This window comes from Streptomyces sp. MK37H (genome assembly GCF_018035285.1).
GTDB lineage: Bacteria > Actinomycetota > Actinomycetes > Streptomycetales > Streptomycetaceae > Streptomyces > Streptomyces endocoffeicus.
In genome coordinates, this window is sequence record NZ_JAAAYH010000509.1 from 1 (window position 1) to 6,009 (window position 6,009).

General features: G+C 67.5%; 6 protein-coding genes and 1 pseudogene. All 7 read right to left on the minus strand.

The annotated features are described in order from the left end of the window. Nucleotides 1–91: 91 nt before the first annotated feature. A complete protein-coding gene (locus GWI24_RS39225) occupies nt 92–538 on the minus strand; it encodes a MarR family transcriptional regulator (RefSeq protein ID WP_308344245.1) in 447 nt (148 codons plus the stop codon). Nucleotides 539–629: 91 nt separating this feature from the next. After that, nucleotides 630–1,157, minus strand: coding sequence for a DoxX family protein (locus tag GWI24_RS39230; RefSeq protein WP_210950802.1), 528 nt, complete (start codon nt 1,155–1,157; stop codon nt 630–632). Between the two features lie 53 nt (nt 1,158–1,210). Next, entirely contained in the window at nt 1,211–3,100 is a 1,890-nt protein-coding gene (locus GWI24_RS39235) for an amidohydrolase (protein WP_210950803.1), read from the minus strand. A gap of 101 nt (nt 3,101–3,201) precedes the next feature. Beyond that, nucleotides 3,202–3,888, minus strand: a complete 687-nt coding sequence (locus GWI24_RS39240; RefSeq protein WP_308344246.1) for a YoaK family protein — start codon at nt 3,886–3,888, stop codon at nt 3,202–3,204. A gap of 245 nt (nt 3,889–4,133) precedes the next feature. Then, a complete protein-coding gene (locus tag GWI24_RS39245; protein ID WP_210950804.1) occupies nt 4,134–4,796 on the minus strand; it encodes a hydrolase in 663 nt (220 codons plus the stop codon). Between the two features lie 342 nt (nt 4,797–5,138). After that, nucleotides 5,139–5,314, minus strand: a pseudogene (locus tag GWI24_RS39250) (mobilization protein); the annotation flags it as partial. A 35-nt stretch (nt 5,315–5,349) separates the two neighbouring features. Further along, nucleotides 5,350–5,691 carry a transposase gene (locus GWI24_RS45900; protein WP_247617522.1) on the minus strand — a complete coding sequence of 114 codons (342 nt, stop codon included), beginning with the start codon at nt 5,689–5,691 and terminating at the stop codon, nt 5,350–5,352. Between the last annotated feature and the right edge of the window lie 318 nt (nt 5,692–6,009).

Consider the following 6,009-nt stretch of genomic DNA (forward strand, 5'->3'; position numbering starts at 1 on the left):
ATCTGCGCCAACGGCGCCGCCGTCGTCGATCTGCACGTACAGTGCGGTGAGCAGGGTGTCCAAGTCGCTTGCCACAGTATAAGTCAGCAGTTCACTTCCCGAGATCGTCGTTGGCATCGCGCAGTTGACGCATAGCCTCCACGAGCTTGCTGAATCCGTCGCGTCCGAGGGGGGTAAGCACTCGGGCGCGCAGGATCTGTGCAACTGCCTGGGAGATGGACTGGGCCATGTCCTCGCCCTGGTCGGTCAGCTCGAGGTAGGTGACCCGTCTGTCGGCATCGCACGCCACACGTCGGGCCAGGCCGGCCACGCAGAGCCGGTCGGCAAGCTTGGTGAACCCGCCACTGGACATGCCTGCCTCCTGCGCCAGGCGTGTCATGGGCATCCGGTACTCGGAGGCAGCAAGCAGGCGTAGCAGTACGCCGGCGACGCCTCGGCCGAGGCCGAAGCGCTCGGCCAGCTCGCTCACGAGGGACTCTTGTGTTGCGTGGAAGCCCTGCATCACCAGCTTCCACCAGTCAAGCAGTTCACGATCCACGCCCTGGTCAGCACTTCGGCCGTCGCCACTGTCGGCCGGGGGTGGTGGTATCACGCTCTGCAGACCCCTCGTTTCGCTCTCCATTACAGTCTCAACGCCGTGGCTTCGCAGATGTTCCTGACCTCTCAGTGATAAGGCCCGGACGCCCGAGGAGGGCGCGGGTCGCCAGCCCGCTGGAAACGCCGAGGCCGACGGCCGCGGCTGTCCACCATGGGTCCCAGGGAAGCAGCCCGACGGCTTGGTCGACTGACCAGCGGCCGGGTCCGGTGAGCGTCAGCGTGGCCGGCAGCATCATCAGGACGAGCGGATACTCGTAGCCGTTGTTCTGCACCCAGAGCCCCTTGCGCCACTTCACAGTGACCGCGACCGTCATGACTCCTCCTGCGATGGTGGCCGCCAAGGGGGCGAGCGCTCCTGCGCCGAGCAGCAGACCCGCCGCGATCTGCCCGGAGCCCGCGGCGGCCGCAGTGAGCCGGCCGCCGCGGAACCCGTCCGCTCGGAACTCTGCCGCTCCGCCCTCGAGCCCTTCACCTCCGAGGCGGTGGCTGACCTTCTGGACGCCATGTCCGACGAACAGCAAGCCGATGGCCAGTCGCAGGACTAGCAATCCGATGTCCATCACACTCTCCTCTTGCCCGGATAAATGGTGCGGTAGCGGTGAGTTTCGCTGTGTTACAGCACGAAGCAGGTGTCGAAGATCTCGGTCGGCGCTTCCGGGGCGAAGCCGCGCTGGGCGCGCCAGTGCCGGTGCTGCTCGGACTCGGCGACGGCCTGACTCATCAGTTCGGCCTGTCGAGCACCCGAAATGCTGGGCTTGACCGTGGCCTGGTAGCCCCCGTAGTGGGCGACCGGGCTCCATGCCGGGCTGATCGCCGGTATCGCCTCTTCCAGACCCTCGTACTCGGCTGCGGCCCAGACGATGCGGCCGCCGGTGACGGTGAGAAGGGACTCGATGTGTGGTATGTCCTGATCCGGGACGGTGAAGAAGTCGTCGGAGAGGATGGCGAGGTCGCCGTAGAACCCGGGCTTGAGGATGCCCTTGACATCCTGCTCACCGGTGAGCTTGGCGCCGGCCTGCGTGTACATGGTGAGGGCGGTCTCCCGGCTGACGCGGTTCTGCGCCGGATAGATCGTCAGATCGCCGACGGTTCGGCCGGAGACCAGCCAGTGCAAGGCGACCCACGGGTTGTAGGAGGACACCCGGGTGGCGTCCGTGCCGGCGCCGACGGTCAGGCCGCGCTCCAGCATGGCGCGTACCGGTGGTGCCTCTGAGGCGGCTCCGGCGCCGTACCGGCGCACGAATGCCTCACCCTGGAACGACATCCGGTTCTGGACGGACATGGCGCCGCCGAGTGCGGCGATGCGGTCCAGGCTGTCGCGGGAGACGGTCTCCGCGTGGTCGAAGAGCCAGCGGTTTCCCGCGGGGAACAGGCCCTCGGCGGCGAGCTTCTCGAAGACCGCGAGGTCGCGGCGGATCGTCTCGTCGTAGGTGGCGTGCAGGCGGAAGCCCCAGCCGTTCTCCATCAGCAGCCGCACGGCCTTCTCGAAGCCCACCTCGTAGTCCGCGGCCAGCTCGGGCCGGGGCTCGGTGAAGTTCTCGAAGTCGGCCGCCGACCAAGTCAGGTTCTCTCCGGCGCCGTTGAGCCGGAGCCATTCGTCGCCGTCTTCGGGCCGGACCATGCCGATCCAGCGCTGCAGGTCGTCGACTTCCTGTCCCGGGGTCTGCGGGAAAAGGTGGTAGGCGATGCGCAGCGACAGCTGACCGGTCTTGGCCAGGTCGATGACGGTTCCGTAGTTGTCGGGGAAGTTCTGGAATCCCCCGGCCGCGTCGATCGCTGACGTGAGGCCGAACCGGTTCAGCTCGCGAAGGAAGTGCCTGGTGGAGGTCTTGAGGTCCTCTGCCTGCAGGGTGGGTGCTGCGGCGAGGGTGGAGTACAGGATCAGGGCGCTGGGCGCGGCCAGGAGCATGCCGGTGGGCTCCCCGTCACGGCCGCGCACGATCTGACCGCCCTTGGGGTCGGGGGTGGCCTTGGTGTAGCCGGCCGCCTTCAGCGCCGCGCGGTTCATCAGGGCGGACTGGTACAGGTGTAGCACGAACACCGGGGTGTCCGGTGCGGCCGCATTCAGCTCGGCGAGGGTGGGCAGACGCTTCTCGGCGAACTGGTCCGCCGACCATCCGCCGACAACCCTGACCCACTGGCCCTTGGGGGTACGGGCGGCCTGCTCGCGCAGCATCGCCAGTGCCTGGCGCAGTGTGGGGACACCGTCCCAGCGCAGTTCCAGCACGTAGTTCAAACCGCCGCGGATCACGTGCAGGTGCGAGTCATTGAGGCCGGGGATGACTCGGCGGCCCAGCGCGTCGACCACTCGGGTCTGGGCGCTGATCAGCGGGGCGACGTCCGCGTCGTCGCCGACCATGGTGACCTTGCCGTCCTTGATGGCGACGGCGCTGGCCTGCGAGCGCACCGGGTCACCGGTGTAGATCTTGGCGTTGCGTACCACGATATCGGCGACGTGCTTGGAGTTGGTCGGGGCGAGACCTGCCACAGGCATGGTGGCCATGGAAAATCATCTCCAGTCAGGAGGGAGTGCTGAGGGGCTTTGTGAGGGATGAGGCGGTCGCTGGCGAACGCGGCGGGTGGGGGAATTCACGGTGGGCCGTGTCAGGTGGAGGACACTCTGTGCGGCACGGCCAGGACAGCGACAGCGGTACCGAACGTGCTGGCCAGCAAGGGCCAGCCCAGTCCCACGTGACGTACGAGCAGGGCTCCCCCAAGCGCACCGGCCAGCATCGCCAGTACGGAGGCCAGTCGGCGGCCGGCACGCGGATTGGTGCCGCCTGCCGGCGTCGAGTCGGACGCCAGTCCGGTCAGCGTGAGCGTCAACACCGTGGTGGTCACATCCGGCACGGCGAGTTTGCGCACCGTCCCGTTGCGCAGGCCCATGGCCAGAGCGGTCAGTGCGATGAGCGCGTGTACCGCATGGCTGGTGGCGAAGGCGACGGTTGTAGCCGTGGCCAACAGAAACATTTCGAGAAGCAGAATCCAGCGGAGCCAACTTGGTGATGCCCAGCGGCGCATCACGGTCGCCAGACGGCCTGCGACCGCTGCTCCGACCAGGAAGGCGGCCAGCGACACCAACGAGCCGAGCAGCGGGAAGCCGGGTATACCGGCGGCAGCGAAGCCGATGATGACCACGTTGCCGGTCATGTTCGCGGTGAAAACATGTCCCAGGCCCACGTAGCTGATCGCGTCGATAAGACCGCTCACGGCTGTCGCGGTCATGAGAGCCGGCAAGAGCGGCTCGCGACCGCCCGGTGCGCGCGAGGCTGACGGATGGTTGAGGTTCACTGTCGTTTCCTTGAGTCACGGCCGTGTTCGTCCGGCTTGCTCTTGCGTGGAGATCTCGTCCGCGGTGTCGGCCCCTTATTTGTGGGTAGTTGGGCGTCAACCTGCGGTGAGTGGAGTTGCCCCCGCAACGCGAGCTGACGTCCGTGCTGCGGGAACCACCGAGAGTCGTGCGCATCGGGGTCTCCGGCCCGGGGCCGACGGCGGCCCCAGGCCGGTCACCCTCGGGCCGGCGGCCCAGACGGCGGTCAGCCCGCGGCGTGGGCGCCGATGACGGCCTGGGCGTAGACGAGGCCGAGACCGTAGGCGCCGCCGTGCTCCTTGACGAGCTCCGTGACAGGGACGTAGGTCTCGGTACGGGCCCAGTCGCGCTGCAGCTCGAGCAGGACCTGGATCCAGGTCACCGGCACCGCACCGGCCTTGACCATCCGCTCGATGGCGTGCTCGTGAGCCTGCGGGGTGACGCCGCCGGAGGCGTCGGCCACCACGTAGACCTCGTAGCCCTGTCCGAGCGCCGACAGCACCGGGAGCACGACGCACACCTCGGTCCACAGCCCGGAGATGATGATCTTCCTGCGGCCGGTGGCCTTGATCGCCTCGACGACCGCACTGTCCTCCCAGGCGTTCATCGTGGTGCGGTCGATGATCTCCTGGCCCGGGAAGACCCCGGCCAGCTGCGGCAGGAGCGGGCCGGAGAACGACTCGGCGGCCACGGTGGTCAGGACCACCGGGACGTCGAACGTCTTGGCTGCCTTCGCCAGACCGACTGTGGCGTTGACGATCGCGGTGCGGTCGCCACTGCCGGTCCCGAAAAACATCTGCGGCTGGTGGTCGACGAACAGCATCACCGAGTTGTCGGGGGTCAGCAGGTCCGGGCTGGGAGCGGCTTTGACATTGGAGATGTTGAACATGACGGGTTCCCTCTCTTGTTCTAGTACAGGCAGGGACACACACCTGGTGTGCCTGACCGCTGGCCGGCCGAAGAGCCGGCCAGCCCATGCGAGCAGTCCCTGCAATCGGTTCTTGGATGCCGGCATCACGGCCTCCTTGGACGTCGCGCCGGGGCGGTAACCCGTCCCGGGAAGGACACTCACATCAATCAACCTTGCAAGGAAACTATTTCCTTGCAAGAGATTGAATGATGAACTAGATAGTGAGGCGCATCACACCACCACCGCGGTCTCCCCGGTCCGCGGCTGTGCATTGATCTCGGTGCGCTCACCAGTCCGTCATGGCAGGGGCGACCCCGTCATGGCAGGGGCGACCCGCCGGCGGATGAGGAGACCGGCCGCGGCGAGCCGGTCGAAGAACTCCTCCTCATCGGCCGCGCCCGCCACCGCACCGCGAACCTCTCCCGCAGTTCCTCGCGCGGCGTGCGCGCCTTCTTCTGCCGCTGGGCCTTGTGCTTCTCGGCGCTGGTGGGCCTGGTGGTGGGTGCTGCGGTGTGGATGTTCCTACGTCGCGTCAGGTGGCCGCAGGTGAAGTCGGGGAGGCTGTCGGCCATCGGATCTGACGGTAAATCTCGCGGGCGACGTAGCGTTTGAGGCAGCGGATGATCTCGCGTTTCGACATACCCTGTTTCGTGCGTCGTTCGAGATAGGCGCGAGTGCGTGCGTCACGGCGGATGCGTATTACGACGATGCGGTAGAGGGCGGCGTTGGCCTGGCGGTTACCTCCGCGGTTCAGCCGTCGGGGCCGGGTCTTTCCGGAGGACTGCTCGACGAGGCTGACGCCGCGGAGAGCGGCGAAGGATTGCCTCGTTGGCGAGCCGTTCGGGGTTGTCGCCTGCGGCGATAAGCAGGGCAGCGGCGCTGTCGGGTCCGACGCCGACGATCTCCAGGAGCTGCGGCTGGTGGGCTCGGATGGCCTGGTTGACCCGGCGGGTGAGTTCTTTCGCCTCGGCGGTCAGCTGCTGGATGCGGCGGGCCAGCAGTCGGAGTGTGAAGACAGCCGCGCCGGCGGTGTCGGGCAAGTCCGCGCACCGGGCGATCAATGCCGGGTTACTGAATAGGTGTACGCGGCGTGGAAACCCACGCCGCGCTGCCATGTCTTCCGGCCGAGCCGTCCGAGGAAGCGCACCCGGCGAGCCCGCTCGAGCAAGCGCACCCGGGCGAGCGCACCCCA